A 2,081-nucleotide genomic window follows, 5' to 3' on the forward strand; every position below is an offset into this window, starting at 1 on the left:
CCACCCTGCTGCCCGCCACCAACGAATGATCATCTACACCACGCCAAGGGGCACGACCCCTCGGAGGCCAGGACCACTGATCCCAGGCTGGGTGCCCCGTGCAGAAGGACGGTGCCGGCATGTCCAGGTTCGGCGAACTCCTGACACCAGCGCAGTACCCGACGCCACCGTGCGGAGCCGAGGTAGGTATACAGGACTCCATGGAGGGCTGCGGCCCCTCGAGGCCCCTGCTCCGTGGACATCCAGCGGATCACGCGTGAGAGGGCCGGCGGACTCGCCTCGGCCGCAGTGACCGGCACGTCAGCGTGCAGCCCTGCGAGGCTGCGGCCCGTCGCGTGTGCCGCAGAGGCCAACCGCTCACCTCGATCTGCGCCGCCCTGCTGGCCCAAGGCCACCCGCGCGGCCGTCTTGCAGCCCTCAACCCGGTAGACGAGAGACTCGTCGGCCTTCTCGGCCAGCCGCAAAGCCATGCCGCGGGGAGTGTGGGCCGTGAGTGCCGCACGTAGCTCGGGGCCGGATTCCACCATGCCGCCCGGCCGATCCGGGCCGGGGCTGCGCACCCATAGGTAACCGCTGTCCGTCCGGTAGACCGCTGTCCGCTGGTAGCCGGTCCCGAACTCTTCCACGAGTTGTCGCATCCTGGAATCACCGCTCCTCGCGTCCGGATTGCGCGAGCATCTGCAGGCGTAATTGCTCAGTGCGCGCCAGTACCTCCGATAGCGGCGCCGCCACTGATGCCTCCATCCGGCCCGTCGTGACGCTGCGCCCGGTCGTCGGAGGTATGACGACGACGTTGGGGCGCTCCGCGAGGGCTTCGATGTGCCGCCGGTAGGCAGGTGAGTCGTGCCCGCCCGGCGGCAGGGCAGGCGCGACGGCGACGGCGGCCTGTGTGCACTGCAGAGCGAGGAGGACGGGAGTGTCCGCCATCCCCAGGGCCAGCCTGCTCACGAAGTGAAAGCTCGCGGGTTGTATCACCACGGCGTCGGGCCACTGCGCGAGTTCGACGTGCAGGGCCTTCGGACGCGGCTCGTCAGGCCATGCATCCACCAGGATCTCGCTGCCGCTGAAAACGGTGAGTGCCGTGCGCGTGACGAACTGCTCCGCCGAACGCGTGATGACCGTGCGCACCTCCAGCTGCGGATAGCTTGTGCGCAGCCACTGCGACCACATCGGCATGAACATCACGCCCAGGGATCCGGTCCCGACGTAGAGCAGTTGGCGGGCACCGAAGGCGGGCGCGGGCGCAGCACTGACGGGTGACTCAGCCATGAAGCCGATCCAACGCGGCGAAGATCTCTTCGAGATCCGTCATAGCGGCGCCGAGCCCCTCACTCTGGATCACTCCCGCCGGGTTGAGCGCGATCTCGTCCACTCCGGAACGACGGTAAGCGTCCAGGTCCCGTGCGATGTCGTCTGCCGAGCCGGAGACGAAGACCCCCGACTTCACCAGTGCGTCAGCTCCGGCAGCCGGATCGTCCGGCCATGCGTCGACTCCGGCTCTGCGCAGCATGTCGGTGTAGTGGGCGGCCCCCAGGTGAGCACCGGCGCCGGCGAGGGCTGTGCGCCGGATGTCACGACCCGGTCTGGCCACGGCGACGTGCACCATCGTGGCCACTCGCGGCCGGGGCCTGTCTGCGGCGGTGGCGCCCTCGGCCAGGGCGGGCACCAACGTGTCGGCCACGTAGTGAGCCGGCGTCATCCATGTGACGGCGACGTCAGCGACGGCTCCTGCCAGTCGCGCCATCCGGGGCCGCAGTACGCCGAGCCCCAGCTCCACACCGGAGTGCGACTGAGGCACCAGCCGGCCCCGCACGTGATAGTGATCGCCTGCGAAGTCAACGTGCTCGCCGGCGAGTAGCCGCCGCATGATCGAGACGTACTCCCGCATGACGGCGAGAGGCGCGGCGTACGGGTCCTTGCGGAGCGACCTCTGGAATTCCGGCGCGGCAGGGCCTATGCCCGCCACATAGGGCATGCCGCTCAACGCGGCCACGGACCGTGCCTGCATCGCGGCGTCGTAGTGAGCTGACCCCGGTTTCGTGGAGTCCCTGAAGCCAGGTTTATGATCCTGGCCCGAAGGA

The 2,081-nt window shown here is 69.1% G+C and carries 2 protein-coding genes; both read right to left on the bottom strand.

What is annotated here, in order from left to right; all coding sequences use genetic code 11:
* Window positions 1-645: 645 nt before the first annotated feature.
* Window positions 646-1,269, bottom strand: a complete 624-nt coding sequence (locus tag ABD207_RS31475; protein ID WP_344016727.1) for a flavoprotein — start codon at window positions 1,267-1,269, stop codon at window positions 646-648.
* Window positions 1,262-2,081 (bottom strand): LLM class flavin-dependent oxidoreductase (locus ABD207_RS31480; RefSeq protein ID WP_344016728.1); only part of this gene is annotated, 820 nt, incomplete at its 5' end. The genes ABD207_RS31480 and ABD207_RS31475, both read right to left, overlap by 8 nt.

Source organism: Streptomyces thermospinosisporus, assembly GCF_039526425.1.
GTDB classification, from domain to species: domain Bacteria; phylum Actinomycetota; class Actinomycetes; order Streptomycetales; family Streptomycetaceae; genus Streptomyces; species Streptomyces thermocarboxydovorans.

Excerpts from the sequence above, each read along its gene's own strand:
- ABD207_RS31475 (WP_344016727.1), bottom strand. The coding sequence starts at position 1,269 with ATGGCTGAGTCACCCGTCAGTGCTGCGCCCGCGCCCGCCTTCGGTGCC.